Below are 15,436 nucleotides of genomic sequence, written 5' to 3' on the forward strand. Positions count from 1 at the left end.
AATCTGCAGGTGTTTTCACTTTCCTGGGCAAGCATCCTGATCTTCTTTGTTCTGACATCAATCCGCACACTCTGCTCCGAAATCTGTCGCAGCAGATCAAGGCATTCCTGCTTCACAGCCTCTGGCAGAACCGCCTCATCCAGCATGGCTTCAATGTGTCTGATATGCGCAATCCCCTGTGGCACGACGAGACCGAATTCATACAGAACGGCACGCAGGGCATTCACCAGTTCCGTGCGCTGGTGCACCAGACGCTGCCGGGCCCGGAAAAGAACGCCACGCGCCTGCTGCGCTTCAGTGCGTGGTTCGACAAAGCGCATTTCCGGCTGACGGGCCGCAATGACGATCGCTTCCGCATCAGCAGCATCGTTCTTCTGGCGCTTCACGAAAGGCTTCACATACTGCGGAGCGATCAGTCTGACCTCGTGACCAGCTCCTGCCAGTTCGCGAGCCCAGTAATGCGCGCTCCCGCACGCTTCAAGAACGACCAGAGCAGGCGGCTGCGTGGCCATGAACTGCATAAACTGCTGACGACGCAGCTTTTTGCGAAACATCACCTCGCCCGCACGCGAAGCTCCATGAACCTGGAAAATGTTCTTTGCCAGATCAACGCCTATCACTGTATCCTTCATCTGCCGTCCTTTCGCGCAGTCGTTTCTTCCAACGACCATTCTGGCACATTGCGATGCCGTGCGGGGAGGACGGCAACCACCCCATCTCGCAGCCTATAATGCCGGACCGGGACGCTACGAGGACTTCCGCGATCGGCATCGCCCGTTGCCGCCCGAAACACTCGCCTATGTCGCCGGTCTTCTGCCTCTTCTCGGCCAGAACGGTGACACAATACCGCTTCTGGCGGTGCATCCCGATCCCCTGGCATGGAGGCGCGCGCCGATCTTTATCGCACTCGCGAACGATGCGTCTGCCAACATCACCGCACGCGATCTGTCGCCTATTGCACCGCACTCCGCTGGCCTGTTCGTGACGGTTTCTGACAGGGAGCCGGCACCATGACCATGCCGAATCCGCCTCTGCTTACCGCCCATTCGCAGCCGGTCGCAGGTCAGCGCATCATCGTGGTCTGGCGTGGTCCAGCGTTTCTCATGAGGGATCGTAGCAGGGATCAGGGGGCGCACTGGGTCTGGGCAAAGAAGAGGCGAGATAAAAGGGCGCACATTGCGCCTCGGTTGGGGTGTTGGTTTTCCAGCGTTTTTACCTTTCCTACACAATGTTTCTCTCTCTCCTCCAATGTTTTCCGACCCTACTTTTCCTTGTTGCACCGGCCTTTTTCGCACATTCGGGGCGCCAATGGCCCGCGAGAATGATTTCCAGCCCCGTCTGGGCCGCATCCGCTCGCCGCGCGCCCAGCGGCTCAAGCCCTTCGTCGCCCAGGCCCTCGCCTCGGCCCAGCGTGCCGGAGGCGGTGGGTTCCGATCGGGCCGCAGCGGCGGCGGTTCCCGCTCGTCCTTCGGGCGTGGCCGCGTCGCAGCAGCCAGGGCCAATCGTCTGCTGACCAGCCGTGCCCGCCGCGTGACCGTCAAGGCCCGTGTCGTGCGCCACAGCGGGCGCAAGGCGCCACTCGCCGCCCATCTGCGTTACCTGCGCCGGGAATGGGTCACGAAGGACGGCGAAAAGGCGCGGCTCTTCGGTCCTGGCATCGACGATGCTGACCCGAAGGCGTTCGCCGAGCGCTGCGAGGACGACCGTCACCATTTCCGTTTCATCGTCTCACCCGAGGACGCGCCCGACATGGCCGACCTCAAGGGCTATGCCCGCGAGCTGGTCGGGCAGATGGAGAAAGACCTCGGCACAAAACTGGACTGGGTGGGGGTGGACCACTGGAACACCCAGCACCCCCATGTCCATATCCTCGTGCGCGGCGTGGCCGAAGATGGCAGCGATCTCGTGATCTCCCGCGATTACATCCGCGAGGGCCTGCGCGCCCGCGCCCAGGATCTGGTGACGCAGGAACTCGGGCCGCGCAATGACGTCGAAATTCACCGCGCACTCGAACGCCAGGTCGATGCCGAGCACTGGACCCAGCTTGACCGGCAACTTGCCCGCGACGCGGGCCGCAACGGCATCATCGACATGGCGCCAGCGCCGGATCGGCAGCCTGATCCGTTCGAGGCCCTGAAGGTCGGGCGCCTGCGCAGCCTGGAAGGGCTTGGCCTCGCCCATCAGGTCGGTCAGGGACAATGGATGCTGGATGAATCCGCCGAGGTGACGCTCCGCGAACTCGGGGAGCGCGGCGACATCATCAAGCGTATCCACCGCTCCCTGACCGAGCGCGGCATCGAGCGGAGCGCGTCGAGCTATGTGCTTGGGGGTGAAAGCCTTGATGTTCCCGTCATCGGCAGGCTGGTCGATCGCGGGCTGGACGATGAACTGAAAGGCACTGCCTACGCCGTCATCGACGGGGTGGATGGCCGCACGCATCATATCCGCTTTCCCGATCTCGATGCGACCGGTGATGGCAGCATGGGATCGGTTGTGGAGCTTCGCGCCTTCGATGACAGGAAAGGGCAGCGTCGCGTTGCTCTGGCTGTTCGTTCTGACCTGTCGATTGAGGATCAGGTGACGGCGCGAGGGGCCACCTGGCTCGACCGGCAAGCAGTGGCGCGCGATCCCGCGGCGCTAGGCCAGAGTGGCTTCGGTGCCGAAGTGCGCGAGGCGATGGAGCGGCGGACCGAGCAACTGATTGAGCAGGGTCTTGCCGAACGTCGGACGCAGGGGGTGGTCCTTGCGCGCAACCTGATCGGGAAACTCAGGGACCGCGAGGTCCGGGAAGTCGGAGAGCAGCTCGCCGGCGAGACAGGCCGGGCGTTCAGCCAGTCGGCCTCGGGTGAGTATGTCACCGGCACGTATCGTCAACGCATGACGTTGGCCTCCGGCCGCTATGCGATGATCGATGATGGGCTCCAGTTCCAGCTTGTACCATGGACTCCGTCGCTGGAGAAGCAGCGGGGCCAGCACGTCTACGGCGTCGCACGCGACGATGGCGGGATCGACTGGAGCTTCACCCGGAACCGGGGGCTCGGACTGTAGTCGTCGTAGCGATAAGGACAGTTAAATTCCCCTGGATTGAAGATAGACGCGCCGAGGGACAGGAAGTTGCTGGCGACATATCCTGACAGTCCAGTCCCAAACGGCGGTCGGAAGAAAAAATCATCGCTGCCACCGGCCCTGCCCAAAAAGCCCCATGAACCTCCCGCGAGGCGGGGGTGGGCGACGAGAGCGAGCCGAGAGGCCCGCAGAAGCGGCGGGCTGCACCCGCAGGGGCGAAATGGAATGGAGCAGCGTGACGAAGCCGGGCTTGCAGCGCGCTGTGGCGGGCCACTTCCCCGATCAGGGTCGCCAGACAACCGTCGAGCACGCCACGCTCGATCCAGCGATAATAACTCCGCTTGGGCATCGCGACCGCGATGATGGTGCTGGCTGACGTTGTTGTGGCCCAGGATCAAGCTGATTGCGGTTGAGGTGCTACGCCGCTGATTTGCGGTGGCTTGCCAATCAACGGCAGCAGCTATCCTTGCCGTCGGCCTGGACCGGCGGACACGACACGGTTCCATAGGAACAAAATACGCAGCAATCGCCCGGCTTGGGCTTGAGCACCATACCGCAACCCTTGCAGTCGTAGAAGAACTGGCACGCATTGGTCGGCATGGTCTCGGTCGCCTGATGCCCACAATGTGGACAGGTGAGCGTGGAGCGCAGTTCGATCGCGGCGTCAGGCATAACGGTAGCCAAGATAGAGCAGCACGACGCCGACCAGCAGGCCAGCAAAGGTGAATATCCGGACCGCCGGCGGCGTGCAGACACCGTCCGGTCCGCAACGCGATGCCGCAACCTGCTGCCGCCCGAGCAAGACCGCACCGAACAGGAGGAACAGCGCGCCGACGATCAGAAGCGGCGTGCGGAAGGGCGCAGTTGCGACCGCGATGCCGGAAAGCCAGGCGACGCCGAGTCCGGCTGACGTGAGCAGGATCGGGAGCGCGCAACACGAGGCGACGGCGAATGCCGCCGCAATCCCGCCGAGTGTGAGGGAGGCGGCACCGATACCCTTGGGGCGGGGTTGAAGAGGTTGCGACATACGAATCCTTGTGCGTGACCGAACCGAGCGATACCATCTGTAGCAACTACAGACTCAAGCGGAATCTTCATGCCGGCTTCAGAAACGATACCGATCGGCGAACTCTCACGCCAAACGGGCTGCAACATCGAGACGATCCGCTATTATGAGCGGATCGGCGTGCTTCCTGTCCCGATCCGACGCGGGCGTTATCGCCATTACGGTGCAGGCGACGTGCGCCGTCTGAGCTTCGTTCGCCGAGCCCGTGAACTCGGCTTCTCGATCGAGGCGATCCGGACGTTTTTGACGCTGGCTGAGGGTGGCGCGCAGTCGTGCCAGCAAGCGCACGATCTGGCAAAGGACCATCTGGCAGAAGTGCGCTCGAAGCTTGCCGACCTCGAACGGATGGCGAGCGTGCTGACGAGGGCGGTGCAGGCCTGCGAACGCGGCGACAATAGCGGCTGCCCGCTGCTCGAAACCCTCGCCGAGGTGACCCCGTCAGCCGCACCCTCAGACGGCTGAACGCACCTCATACCAGAGTCGCGTGCGCTTCACGAGTCCAACGACCGAAAGCATAACCGGGACCTCGACGAGCACACCCACGACGATCGCGAGCGCAGCGCCCGAGCCCAGGCCGAACAGGCTGATCGCGGCAGCGACGGCCAGCCCGAAAACGTTGGACGCACCGATCAACGCGGCGGGTGCAGCGACGCACCCGATCGGCGATCATGGCAGGCAAAGGCCCAAGCTTGACGGCGGCATCGTCGAGCGTCCGTGTGATGCGCGGTCCCGCCGGCCCGCCATCAGTGGAATAGAGAATGATGAATGGCCGATGTCGGGAAAGCAGCCAGTCGGAAATCGGCAATGACGCTGAGCAATCCGGCGACAGGAACGGTCCATCGGGCGAAAGGGGTTTGACAATATTCCATATATCCGTGAGTAAGGATATATGGATACCGAATCGAGCCTATCAGCCCTGAGCGCACTGTCGCAATCCACGCGACTGGAAATCTTCCGCCTGCTGGTGCGCCACGAACCGGACGGGCTGCCGGCCGGAGACGTCGCGCGGCATCTCAATGTCCCGCAGAACACGATCTCGGCCCATCTCGCCACCCTGACGCGGGCTGGCCTGCTGACCTCGCAGCGCCATAGCCGTGTGATTGTCTATCGTGCCTGCCTGCCGCGCCTGCGGGAACTGATGCTGTTTCTCGTCAAGGACTGCTGCGGGCGAAGCCCCGAACTCTGTGAGCCACTGGTTGCAGAACTGTCCTCCTGCTGCCCATCCGAGTGAGCCCCCCAATGACCGATCGCGTCTTCAATGTCTTGTTTCTGTGTACGGGTAATTCCGCACGTTCAATCTTGGCCGAGAGCATCCTGCGCAAGGATGGTGCCGGCCATTTCAGAGTCTTCTCCGCCGGAAGCCATCCCAAGGGGCAGGTCAATCCTCTCGCCTTGAAAGTACTGACGAGCTTCGACTACCCGACCGAGGGGCTGCGTTCCAAGCCCTGGGATGAGTTCGCTGTTGCGAACGCTCCCGTTATGGATTTCGTTTTTACCGTCTGCGATGACGCCGCAGGAGAAGTCTGTCAGGTATGGCCAGGAAAACCCATCACGGCCCATTGGGGCATTCCCGATCCGAGTAGTGTTTCGGGAACCGATGCCGACCGGGAACGCGCGTTCGTCTCGGCGTTCAAGGGTCTGAAGAATCGTATTTCCCTGCTTGTCGCGTTGCCGATCGCCAAGCTTGAGACTGCCAGTCTGGTGACGAAATTGCGCGACATTGGCACCGAGACAACCGGCGTTACGATCTATCACAACCCGGATTGCGGTACATCGCGCAATACACTTGCCCTGATCCGCAATGCGGGGATCGAGCCGACCATCATCGAATACCTCAAAACTCCGCCATCGCGCGCCGAACTGGTCAGTCTCATCACGCGCATGGGAATCTCGGTTCGCGATCTCCTGCGGCGCAAGGGCACGCCCTATGATGCGCTTGGCCTCGACAATCCATCCCTGACCGATGACGACCTGATCGACGCCATGATGGCGCATCCAATCCTGATGAACCGGCCGATCGTCGTCACCCCGCTCGGTGTTGCGCTCTGCCGTCCGTCCGAGGCGGTACTGGACATCCTGCCCAACCCGCAGCGAGGCGCTTTCGTCAAAGAGGACGGCGAGAAGATCGTCGATGAATCCGGAAAGCGGATCTCCTGATGCTGGCTCTTCTGCTTTTCGTTGCCACGCTGGTTTTTGTCATCTGGCAGCCTCGGGGGCTGGGCATCGGCTGGAGCGCCATGACAGGTGCCGCCGTGGCCCTGGCGGCTGGCGTGATCCACTGGCACGACATTCCTGTCGTCTGGCACATTGTCTGGGACGCGACCTTCACCTTTATCGCGCTGATCGTCATCTCGCTGTTGCTGGATGAGGCCGGGTTCTTCCATTGGGCCGCCCTGCACGTCGTGCGCTGGGGCAAGGGGCGAGGCCGGACGCTATTCCCGCTGATCGTGGTGCTGGGAGCGGCCATTGCGGCTGTGTTCGCCAATGACGGCGCGGCCTTGCTGCTCACGCCCATTGTCATCGCCATCCTCACGCAGCTTCGCCTCAGTCCTGCTGCGGCGCTGGCCTTTATTATCGCCACTGGCTTCGTCGCGGATACCACCAGCCTGCCGCTTGTCATCTCCAACCTGGTGAACATCGTCAGCGCCAATTTCTTTGGCATTGCGTTCGATCGCTATGCCGCGATCATGGTCCCTGTCGATCTGGTGGCGCTGGGCGCGACGCTGGCGGTGCTTTGGCTGCGGTACCGGCGGCAGGTACCGGCGACTTATCCCGTGGCCGAACTCCCCGCCCCGGCCACGGCGATCCGGGATCATGCCGTGTTCCGCGCCGCGTTCCCATTGCTGGCGCTGGTCCTGGCCGCGTATTTCCTGACCGCCCCGTTCCATATCCCAGTCTGCATCGTGGCAGGTCTTGCGGCTGGGGCTCTCCTGATCGTCGCCGGGCGGGGACACGTCATTCCGGTCCGTACAGTGCTGCGCGGCGCGCCGTGGCAGATCGTGATCTTCTCGCTGGGCATGTATCTGGTGGTGTATGGCCTGCGCAATGCCGGGCTGACTGACTATCTCGCGACCGCGCTGGTCTGGCTCGGCCATCAGGGAACATTCACGGCCACGATCGGCACCGGCTTTCTGGCGGCCCTTCTCTCGTCGGTCATGAACAACATGCCGAGCGTGCTGGTGGGGGCGCTGGCGATCCAGCAGGCTCACGACATCACACCGCTGACTCGCGACCTGATGGTCTATGCCAATGTCATCGGCTGTGACCTCGGCCCCAAATTCACCCCGATCGGCAGTCTCGCCACGTTGCTATGGCTGCATGTGCTGGCATCCAAGAAGCATCGGGTCACATGGGGGCAGTATATGAAAGTCGGACTGGCGATCACCCCGCCTGTCCTGCTGGTCACGCTCGCGGCGTTGGCCCTGTGGCTGCCCTGGATCAGCCACCTGTAATGCACGAATGGACCGATATCACAATGACTGAACCTGACTTGCCGGCCCTCCACCCCGAATATCTTGAACGGGTCGATCTCGCGCGGCTGGAACCGCAACCGCGTGTGGACCATCCGCCGCGTATCCTTCTGCTCTTCGGCTCTTTGCGTCCCCGATCCTTCAGCCGGTTGCTGGTGCTTGAGGCAGAACGCATCCTGAAGGTGCTGGGGGCCGAGACACGGGTGTTCGACCCGACCGGCCTGCCGGTAGCGGATTCCGTGCCTGCGACCCATCCGAAAGTGCAGGAACTGCGGGACCTCTCAATCTGGTCGGAAGGCCAGGTCTGGTGCAGCCCTGAACGGCACGGCAACATGACGGCAGTATTCAAAAACCAGATCGACTGGTTGCCCCTCACCGAAGGCTCGATCCGCCCGACGCAGGGCCGCACGCTGGCGGTCATGCAGGTCTCGGGCGGATCGCAGAGCTTCAATTCCGTCAATGCCCTGCGGGTGCTGGGCCGGTGGATGCGGATGTTTACCATCCCCAACCAGTCCAGCGTGCCAATGGCCTATACGCAGTTCGGTGACGATGACCGGATGAAGCCGTCCCCCCTCTATGACCGGATGGTGGATGTCATGGAAGAGTTGGTGAAGTTCACATGGCTTTTGCGCGACCGGGCCGACCACCTCGTGGATCGCTACAGTGAACGCAAGGCGGAATTTCGTCTCCCGGAAAGTCTGTGAGCCGGGCAATGGCGGAACCGTTCGATGTCGTGATCGTGGGCGGCGGTCAGGCAGCGCTCGCCGCGTCCTATTTCCTGCGCCGGACCGGGCTGACCTACGTCATTCTGGACAACGGGACGCAGGCGGGAGGGGCATGGGTCCACGGCTGGGACTCCCTGCATCTGTTTTCACCCGCGTCCTACAGTTCACTGCCCGGCTGGCCGATGCCCGACACGCCCGATGGCAGCTACCCCACCCGCGACGAGGTGCTGGACTATCTGTACCGGTATGAGGCGCGCTATGCGCCGCCGATCCACCGCCCCGTATCGGTCGATCGCGTGGAGCGCGCGGAAGGAAAACTCCTGAATGTCCGGACGAACACAGGTGATTTCCTCAGCCGTGCGGTTATCGGGGCGACCGGTACGTGGTCAGCCCCTTTCATTCCCGATGTCGCTGGGCATGACCTCTTTGGCGGGACGCAACTCCATTCCAGCCATTACCGGAATGCCGCGCCCTTTGCTGGCCGGCGTGTGCTTGTGGTGGGAGGCGGCAATTCCGGGGCGCAGATCCTGGCGGAGATGTCGCTTGTCGCCCAGGCAACATGGGTCACGCTGCATGACCCCGTCTTCTTGCCCGATGACGTGGATGGACGGGTTCTGTTCGAGCGGGCGACCGCTCGCGTTCTCGGCGGCCCGTCGGCCATGCCTGCCGGCGGTTTTGGCGATATCGTCATGGTACCACCTGTGCGCGCCGCCATGGAGCGAGGCGTGCTCCACGCGGTGCGCCCGTTTGTACGTATGACCGCAACGGGCGTCGTCTGGCCCGACGGGCGGGAAGAAGCCATCGACGCGATCATCTGGTGTACCGGCTTCCGACCCGCGCTCTCCGCATTTGCGCCGCTCGACGTGATCGAGCCGGACGGGCTGATTCGCGTTAACGGACAGCAGGCCGTCAGGGAGCCACGTCTCTGGCTGCTGGGTTATGGATCCTGGTGCGGCCCCGCATGCGCCACCCTGCTGGGGGCAGGCCGCGTCGCACGATCTATGGTCAGGCAACTGGCGGCCTGGCTTGCGTCGCCGACACAGGATGTCCGATTAACGAAGAACTGAATGGATATTCCGGCTGCCGGGGCGCGACTACGACCGTCCGTTTGCCGCGCGCAGCGGCCAGCATAGAACTTGCTATCAACCACGAACTTTAGGCACTTCACACGATCCGATATCCCTGCGGATAAAGAAATCTCACGCGACGACTGTCGTTTTATTCTGATTGTTCGTATCGTACTCTGCGAGAGTGCTGCGCAATGCCTTGAGGGACGCAACCGTATCTTTCACATCGCCGATGCCGTTCGTTTCCTGATAGTTGATCATTGTATCAAGCAAGGAATAGGCATTGAGATTGCCGGTGGATGACTGGCGAAGCTGGCCGCCATTGACGCCTTGGAGTGCCCATCCGTCCAGTAGTGAGAGTTCACCGCTTTGACGGAGAGTAATTTTCCCCTGATCATAAAGTTCTGCATTCACGTCTTGCAGGTTCGATGCGGAAATGTTGCTGAAGTCAAGGGACGAAGATTGCAGAATTCCTGTCTTTTCTGTTGCGGCTCCTGATGAGGATTGTGTCGCATTGCCGATAATCGAAGATATGCCGCTGATGCGCATTTTCAGTCCTTTCCCATGGAGAGACAGAGGCCGAAGACCTCACCTGCATGATGTCCGATGTTCTCTTCTGTCTATGTCATTTCACCGTTGTCGCCAACCATGGCGTTTGAATCCCACACTAACCTTCCTGTGCGGTAGATGTCGGTCCGTCAGGATCCGGCCGATCATCAGTAATTTCAAAATCTGTACACGCGTTCGATCCATGAAGAAGACATAGAAGTGCATCAGGAACGGCCTCATTGATAATGCTGCCAAACCGCGCGCGAAGATGCTGTTTTATCCAGAATTTGACTATCTGATCCTCAGAATCGATGTCCATCTCCGAATACTTTCTATGACCGTTCAGTGAATTAAGTCACGGTCCTGCGGCCCCAACGTCGTGAGGTGATCCACGATATTTCGTACATTCATCCAGAATTGCGCGCTGTCTCTATGACCCGCCTCAACACATCGCAACACATGCGCATGAGCTTTGTTCCACGCTCCACTCCATCCGAAGGAACGGATCAAGGCGTCTGCCATGTCTGACGCACAACACGCATTGGAAATTTCGTCATCTTTTTCTATCGCCAATCCGCTCTCCGCCTCGCACGACATGACGACGACGGAAGCGAATTGAGGGCGTGACTCCCCGTTACCCGCCTGGCGTCGGGCGGGTCGAAAGGTGTTTTGCACTGGGCGTAGCCACCTCCTGCCTATTCCCCTGCTGAGAACAGCCAAGGCTGTTCACCGCAGGACCATAGGTCCGGGTGTTCTATTCGGCAGGCCACCCGACATAGGAGGCCGCCCAGTTGCAAAAAGCGTTTCGACACGCCGATTTCAGAATAACACATGGGATATCCCCGTGTCACCCTCCGTAAGCACACGTGCGCACAGCACCTTCGCGATGTATATCCGTCAATTCAACAAGAATTTTGGAAACCAACAGAGTATTGGTTAATGAAGTCGCAGCATTTCAGGCGCCGGCCAACACGGCCTTCACAAGGCACAGCACTCTGTTATTCTTTCCCAGAGAAATGAAAAGTCTCTTTGTGCAATAATACTATGATTTTTCACATATTTTCCATCCGAAGGCAGGCTGCGCTGCCGATCGTCCATTCCTCATTGTCATTGCCGTCACCGTGCTTTTGAAGCTCAGCCCTATGTCCGAATCGCCTGCTACCGGTGTGTCCCAGGATCGGCTGGGCGGACCTTGTCCGCACAGCGCAAGTATTTTTTCGCTCTGGTTTGCCCGGCTGCGAACAACGCTTAAAAGCACTTGAACGCAGGAATCCGCCGTTCCTTCCTCCTCTAAAAGGGAGGGCTCCCGATGTCGGGCACCAAGATTCTTTGGGGGCAGATCATCGTCGTCTTGGCGATCATCCTGCTGACCATGTGGGCTGCGACCGAATGGATCGCTTGGAAGCTGGCCTTCCAGGCCGAACTCGGGCGACCCTGGTTCATAATCCTGCGGTTTCCATTCTACTTGCCGCCCGCGTTCTTCTGGTGGTGGTATGCGTATGACGCCTATGCGCCGGAGGTCTTCGCACGGGGTGCCTATATCGCCGCGTCGGGCGGCATCCTGGCTGCGCTTACTGCGATCGGCCTCTCGGTCTGGCGGGCGCGCGAGGCGAAGCGGATCGAGACATATGGCTCGGCCCGTTGGGCTGACGCCAAGGAGATCGCCCAGGCCGGTTTGCTTGACCCCGACGGCGTGGTACTAGGCCGCTATCGTCGAGATTACCTGCGGCATGACGGGCCAGAGCACGTCCTGACCTTTGCACCAACGCGCAGCGGCAAGGGTGTCGGCATGGTCATCCCCACGCTCCTGACCTGGCCCGGTTCGGCCATCGTCCACGACATCAAGGGTGAGAACTGGGAACTGACGGCGGGATTCCGCGCCCGTTTCGGCCACGTCGTGCTGTTCGATCCAACCAATGCAGCCTCCGCGGCCTACAACCCGTTGCTGGAGATCCGGCGTGGGGAGTGGGAAGTCCGTGATGCCCAGAACGTCGCCGATATCCTCGTCGACCCGGAGGGCAGCCTGGAGAAGCGCAACCATTGGGAGAAGACTTCGCACTCCATGCTGGTCGGCGCCATCCTGCACGTCCTCTACGCCGAGCCCGACAAGACCCTGGCCGGTGTCGCCAATTTCCTGTCGGACCCGAAGCGCCCCATCGCCACCACGCTGTCAGCGATGATGCGGACGAAGCATCTCGGTGACGCCGGTCCGCATCCCGTCGTGGCCTCGGCCGCGCGCGAGTTGCTGAACAAATCCCCCAACGAGCGCTCGGGTGTGCTGTCCACCGCCATGTCCTTCCTCGGCCTCTATCGCGATCCAGTGGTCGCGGAAGTGACGCGGCGCTGCGAATGGCGCATCGCCGACATTGTCGGCGCCGATCGCCCGGTGACGCTCTACCTGACCGTGCCGCCGTCGGACATCAGACGCACCAAGCCACTGATCCGTCTGGTGCTGAACCAGATCGGCCGGCGCCTGACGGAAGACCTTGATGCCGCGGCGCGGCGGCGACGTGTGCTGCTGATGCTCGACGAATTCCCGGCCCTCGGGCGGCTGGATTTCTTTGAATCGGCGCTGGCCTTCATGGCGGGCTACCGGATCAAGAGCTTCCTGATCGCCCAGTCCCTCAACCAGATCGAGCGGGCCTACGGGCCGAACAATTCGATCCTCGACAACTGTCATGTCCGGGTGAGCTTCGCCACCAACGACGAACGGACGGCAAAACGTGTCTCCGACGCGCTCGGGACCGCCACCGAGATGAAGGCGATGAAGAACTACGCGGGCCACCGTCTTTCGCCCTGGCTGGGCCATCTGATGGTTTCGCGCTCGGAGACGGCACGCCCGCTGCTGACGGCGGGAGAAGTCATGCAGCTCCCGCCAGCGGATGAGATCGTCATGACCTCCGGCCTCTATCCGATCCGTGCGAAGAAGGCCCGTTACTTCGAGGATGCGCGCTTCCAGGAACGCATTCTGCCGCCGCCAAAGCCTACGCCCCCGAAGGATGGGTGCCCGGACGACTGGAGTAGCCGTCCCCTGCCGCCCAGGCCGCCGGCACCCGATGCGGCGGCCGAAACGCGGACAGGGGACGATGAGGAAGAAGACCCGAAGCAGTCCGCCCGACGCCATCAGCCCGAACTGGACGAAGGCACTGTCGAGAAAAAGGAGCCGTTGGAGAACGAGTTCACGCCCGATCCGGTCGATGAGTTCGACGACATCGCGCCCCGCAACAACCGGATGAACGATCTCAGGCGCGGCATCGCCCGGCAGGCGTCGCTCGACCGTGGCGATGAGCTTGGACTGTGAGGCAGACATGGCGATACCGAAAAAGAAGGCCCAGATCTCCGTCTATCTCGATCCCGATGTGATGAAGACCCTGTCTGCCTATGCCGCGCGACGCGCGCAGCCGATGTCGCTGATCGTCGAGGCCGCCGTTGCTTCCTTCCTCTCGCCCGACGTGGAAGAGCGCCGCGAGGCTGCTACATCGAAGCGCCTCGACCGGCAGGACCGACGTCTCGCGCGGCTGGAGCGCGATATCGGCATCACGGTGGAGACACTAGCGCTGTTCATCCGTTTCTGGCTGACCACGACCCCGCCGCTGCCCGAACCGGCCGCGAAGGCGGCGCGCGCGCAGGCCGGGGTGCGCTACGATAATTTTGTCGCCGCCCTCGGCCGTAGGCTGGCCCAGGGGCCAAGACTCCAGCAGGAAATCCCGGAGGATGTTTTGGACCCCGGCGCACGGGATGAACCGGAGGCGTAAAATCCGCACCCCGCAAGTATTTTTGCCCTGTGTTTCGCCGCCGTTCTACGACCTCTGAATTCTTGTTGAAACGCGCTGTTTCCAGCCTTTCTTAATGATCCCCGTCGCTGTTCGTCCGTCGCGTGCGGCCCATACGGGGGAAGGTCATGTCGGTTTCCGTCATCCATGAAGGGGCCAGAGTGCGCGGCGTGTCCATGCTGCGCACAGCGATGGGGCCGGCGATTGCCCGGCACCTTGCCGATCCCTCTGTGGTCGAGGTCATGCTTAATCCCGATGGGCGGCTGTGGATCGATCGGCTGTCAGAGGGCATGGCCAACACGGGCGAAACCATCACACCTGCCGACGCCGAGCGCATCGTGCGTCTGGTTGCACACCACGTCGGGGCTGAGGTGCATGAGGGTGCGCCCCGTGTCTCGGCCGAGTTGCCAACCGGCGAACGGTTCGAGGGATTGCTGCCGCCCGTGGTGACGGCCCCCAGTTTCGCGATCCGCAAGCCCGCCGTCGCGGTGTTCACCCTCGATGACTATGTCGCCGCCGGGATCATGACAGAAGGGCTGGCGGTGTCTCTGCGCCGCGCTGTTTCGGAACGGAAGAACATCCTGGTCGCAGGCGGCACATCCACGGGCAAGACCACGCTGGTCAACGCCCTGCTGGCCGAGGTCGCGAAAACCGGCGATCGCGTCGTCCTGATCGAGGACACGCGCGAGTTGCAATGCATGGCGCCCAATCTCATTGCCCTGCGGACCCGCGAAGGGGTCATCACGCTGTCGGATCTCGTCCGGTCCGGTCTGCGCCTGCGTCCCGACCGTATTCCCATCGGTGAGGTGCGTGGTGCCGAAGCCCTTGATCTGGTCAAGGCATGGGGCACCGGCCATCCGGGCGGCATCGGTACGCTGCATGCGGGATCAGTGCTCGCCGCTCTCTACCGTCTCGAACAACTGATCCAGGAAGCGGTGGTAACGGTGCCACGCGCCATGATCGCGGACACCATCGACGTGATCGCTGTCCTGTCCGGGCGAGGCAATGCCCGCCGGCTCTCCGAACTCGCCACCGTGGACGGGCTCGATCCCGCCACCGGCGCCTATCGCATTCATCCCTTCCAGAATTCGGGAGATTCCCAATGACCCATGCCATAATCCGCGTGCGTCGGCACGCGCCCGCCATTTCCGCCATGTTGCTGCTTTCGGTCGCATGGTGTTCCTCGGCCCTGGCGTCCGGGTCGGACATGCCGTGGGAAACGCCCCTGAACGAGATCCTGCAATCCGTGCAGGGACCGGTCGCCAAGATTATCTCGGTGATCATCATCACGGTCACGGGTCTGACCCTGGCGTTCGGGGAAACATCGGGTGGGTTCCGCCGCCTGATCCAGATCGTCTTCGGCCTGTCGATCGCTTTTGCGGCGTCCAGCTTCTTCCTGTCGTTCTTCTCCTTCTCGGGCGGGGCGCTGATCTGATGGCGGGATACGACGATGACGCGGTGCCGGGCTTTCATGTCCCGGTGCATCGCTCCCTGACCGACCCGATCCTGTTGGGTGGCGCTCCCCGTGCCGTGGCCATCGCCAATGGCACGCTGGCGGCGGCCATAACACTCGGCCTGCGTCTCTGGCTGATCGGGGCCGCCTTCTGGATCGTCGGCCACGGGCTGGCGCTCTGGGGCGCGAAACGCGATCCGCTGTTCATCGAGGTCGGGCGGCGGCATCTCCGCTATCCCGCCTGGCTGCGGGCATAGGGGAGATCGG

At 62.1% G+C, this 15,436-nt stretch carries 17 protein-coding genes and 1 pseudogene; 13 read left to right on the plus strand and 5 right to left on the minus strand.

From position 1 onward, the window contains the following. The coding region (locus CFR72_RS04775) for an IS110 family RNA-guided transposase (protein ID WP_208629968.1) at nt 1-632 on the minus strand (632 nt) is incomplete at its 3' end. A 676-nt stretch (nt 633-1,308) separates the two neighbouring features. On the opposite strand from CFR72_RS04775, the gene CFR72_RS04785 reads away from it, so the two are divergent. After that, entirely contained in the window at nt 1,309-3,048 is a 1,740-nt protein-coding gene (locus CFR72_RS04785; RefSeq protein ID WP_110912908.1) for a relaxase/mobilization nuclease domain-containing protein, read from the plus strand. A gap of 465 nt (nt 3,049-3,513) precedes the next feature. Here the strand turns inward: CFR72_RS04785 and CFR72_RS04790 are convergent, their stop codons facing one another. Both CFR72_RS04790 and CFR72_RS04795 read right to left on the minus strand, forming a co-directional pair. Continuing rightward, entirely contained in the window at nt 3,514-3,738 is a 225-nt protein-coding gene (locus tag CFR72_RS04790; RefSeq protein WP_081107315.1) for a GDCCVxC domain-containing (seleno)protein, read from the minus strand. Further along, entirely contained in the window at nt 3,731-4,093 is a 363-nt protein-coding gene (locus CFR72_RS04795) for a mercuric reductase (protein WP_062497130.1), read from the minus strand. The genes CFR72_RS04790 and CFR72_RS04795 overlap by 8 nt, the downstream gene beginning before the upstream one ends. Before the next feature lie 69 nt (nt 4,094-4,162). Here CFR72_RS04795 and CFR72_RS04800 point away from each other — a divergent pair, with 69 nt between their 5' ends. Continuing rightward, a complete protein-coding gene (locus CFR72_RS04800; RefSeq protein WP_062497128.1) occupies nt 4,163-4,594 on the plus strand; it encodes a MerR family transcriptional regulator in 432 nt (143 codons plus the stop codon). On the opposite strand, the gene CFR72_RS04805 is transcribed toward CFR72_RS04800, so the two are convergent. Beyond that, nucleotides 4,583-4,765 carry a hypothetical protein gene (locus tag CFR72_RS04805; RefSeq protein WP_062497126.1) on the minus strand — a complete coding sequence of 61 codons (183 nt, stop codon included), beginning with the start codon at nt 4,763-4,765 and terminating at the stop codon, nt 4,583-4,585. The genes CFR72_RS04800 and CFR72_RS04805 overlap by 12 nt on opposite strands. A gap of 256 nt (nt 4,766-5,021) precedes the next feature. Between CFR72_RS04805 and CFR72_RS04810 the strand changes: the two genes are divergently transcribed. From CFR72_RS04810 to CFR72_RS04830, 6 genes and pseudogenes are all read left to right on the plus strand, one after another. Then, the gene (locus tag CFR72_RS04810) at nt 5,022-5,363 is read left to right on the plus strand and encodes an ArsR/SmtB family transcription factor (protein WP_062497124.1); all 342 of its coding nucleotides are present in this window, start codon (nt 5,022-5,024) and stop codon (nt 5,361-5,363) included. Between the two features lie 8 nt (nt 5,364-5,371). After that, nucleotides 5,372-5,710: pseudogene (locus tag CFR72_RS17980) on the plus strand (arsenate reductase ArsC); the annotation flags it as partial. Nucleotides 5,711-5,851: 141 nt separating this feature from the next. Then, nucleotides 5,852-6,289: an arsenate reductase (glutaredoxin) gene (arsC, locus tag CFR72_RS17985; protein ID WP_231100611.1), complete on the plus strand. Its 438-nt coding sequence runs from the start codon at nt 5,852-5,854 to the stop codon at nt 6,287-6,289. Then, nucleotides 6,289-7,584 carry an arsenic transporter gene (locus CFR72_RS04820; RefSeq protein WP_062497122.1) on the plus strand — a complete coding sequence of 432 codons (1,296 nt, stop codon included), beginning with the start codon at nt 6,289-6,291 and terminating at the stop codon, nt 7,582-7,584. Before arsC ends, CFR72_RS04820 begins: the two co-directional genes overlap by 1 nt. A gap of 23 nt (nt 7,585-7,607) precedes the next feature. Continuing rightward, on the plus strand, nt 7,608-8,306 hold the full coding sequence (arsH, locus tag CFR72_RS04825) for an arsenical resistance protein ArsH (protein ID WP_110912971.1): 699 nt from the start codon (nt 7,608-7,610) through the stop codon (nt 8,304-8,306). An 8-nt stretch (nt 8,307-8,314) separates the two neighbouring features. After that, complete coding sequence (locus tag CFR72_RS04830; RefSeq protein WP_062497120.1) at nt 8,315-9,394, plus strand: ArsO family NAD(P)H-dependent flavin-containing monooxygenase; 1,080 nt, start codon at nt 8,315-8,317, stop codon at nt 9,392-9,394. A gap of 132 nt (nt 9,395-9,526) precedes the next feature. Here CFR72_RS04830 and CFR72_RS04835 read toward each other — a convergent pair whose 3' ends face one another. Beyond that, nucleotides 9,527-9,943, minus strand: a complete 417-nt coding sequence (locus CFR72_RS04835; protein WP_062497118.1) for a hypothetical protein — start codon at nt 9,941-9,943, stop codon at nt 9,527-9,529. 1,309 nt (nt 9,944-11,252) lie between these two features. Between CFR72_RS04835 and CFR72_RS04845 the strand changes: the two genes are divergently transcribed. The 5 genes from CFR72_RS04845 (at nt 11,253) to CFR72_RS04865 (ending at nt 15,426) form a co-directional block, all read left to right on the plus strand. Next, nucleotides 11,253-13,244 (plus strand): conjugal transfer protein TraG, encoded by a 1,992-nt coding sequence (locus CFR72_RS04845; protein WP_110912910.1) that lies wholly within the window; start codon nt 11,253-11,255, stop codon nt 13,242-13,244. Nucleotides 13,245-13,251: 7 nt separating this feature from the next. Beyond that, nucleotides 13,252-13,698: a CopG family transcriptional regulator gene (locus CFR72_RS04850; RefSeq protein ID WP_110912911.1), complete on the plus strand. Its 447-nt coding sequence runs from the start codon at nt 13,252-13,254 to the stop codon at nt 13,696-13,698. Nucleotides 13,699-13,892: 194 nt separating this feature from the next. Then, entirely contained in the window at nt 13,893-14,822 is a 930-nt protein-coding gene (trbB, locus tag CFR72_RS04855) for a P-type conjugative transfer ATPase TrbB (protein WP_031241578.1), read from the plus strand. Next, nucleotides 14,819-15,151, plus strand: a complete 333-nt coding sequence (locus CFR72_RS04860; protein ID WP_035444205.1) for a TrbC/VirB2 family protein — start codon at nt 14,819-14,821, stop codon at nt 15,149-15,151. Before trbB ends, CFR72_RS04860 begins: the two co-directional genes overlap by 4 nt. Further along, nucleotides 15,151-15,426: a VirB3 family type IV secretion system protein gene (locus CFR72_RS04865; protein WP_110912912.1), complete on the plus strand. Its 276-nt coding sequence runs from the start codon at nt 15,151-15,153 to the stop codon at nt 15,424-15,426. Before CFR72_RS04860 ends, CFR72_RS04865 begins: the two co-directional genes overlap by 1 nt. Nucleotides 15,427-15,436: the final 10 nt, after the last annotated feature.

The sequence above is a fragment of the Gluconacetobacter entanii genome (assembly GCF_003206495.1).
Taxonomy (GTDB): domain Bacteria; phylum Pseudomonadota; class Alphaproteobacteria; order Acetobacterales; family Acetobacteraceae; genus Novacetimonas; species Novacetimonas entanii.

Bases quoted from the DNA above. Each gene is read 5' to 3' on its own strand.
- CFR72_RS04845 (WP_110912910.1), top strand. From the start codon at position 11,253: ATGTCGGGCACCAAGATTCTTTGGGGGCAGATCATCGTCGTCTTGGCG.
- CFR72_RS04795 (WP_062497130.1), bottom strand. From the start codon at position 4,093: ATGTCGCAACCTCTTCAACCCCGCCCCAAGGGTATCGGTGCCGCCTCC.
- CFR72_RS04785 (WP_110912908.1), top strand. From the start codon at position 1,309: ATGGCCCGCGAGAATGATTTCCAGCCCCGTCTGGGCCGCATCCGCTCG.
- CFR72_RS04850 (WP_110912911.1), top strand. From the start codon at position 13,252: ATGGCGATACCGAAAAAGAAGGCCCAGATCTCCGTCTATCTCGATCCC.
- CFR72_RS04820 (WP_062497122.1), top strand. From the start codon at position 6,289: ATGCTGGCTCTTCTGCTTTTCGTTGCCACGCTGGTTTTTGTCATCTGG.
- CFR72_RS04865 (WP_110912912.1), top strand. From the start codon at position 15,151: ATGGCGGGATACGACGATGACGCGGTGCCGGGCTTTCATGTCCCGGTG.
- CFR72_RS04860 (WP_035444205.1), top strand. From the start codon at position 14,819: ATGACCCATGCCATAATCCGCGTGCGTCGGCACGCGCCCGCCATTTCC.
- CFR72_RS04810 (WP_062497124.1), top strand. From the start codon at position 5,022: ATGGATACCGAATCGAGCCTATCAGCCCTGAGCGCACTGTCGCAATCC.
- CFR72_RS04800 (WP_062497128.1), top strand. From the start codon at position 4,163: ATGCCGGCTTCAGAAACGATACCGATCGGCGAACTCTCACGCCAAACG.
- arsH (WP_110912971.1), top strand. From the start codon at position 7,608: ATGACTGAACCTGACTTGCCGGCCCTCCACCCCGAATATCTTGAACGG.
- CFR72_RS04830 (WP_062497120.1), top strand. From the start codon at position 8,315: ATGGCGGAACCGTTCGATGTCGTGATCGTGGGCGGCGGTCAGGCAGCG.
- CFR72_RS04835 (WP_062497118.1), bottom strand. From the start codon at position 9,943: ATGCGCATCAGCGGCATATCTTCGATTATCGGCAATGCGACACAATCC.
- trbB (WP_031241578.1), top strand. From the start codon at position 13,893: ATGCTGCGCACAGCGATGGGGCCGGCGATTGCCCGGCACCTTGCCGAT.
- CFR72_RS04790 (WP_081107315.1), bottom strand. From the start codon at position 3,738: ATGCCTGACGCCGCGATCGAACTGCGCTCCACGCTCACCTGTCCACAT.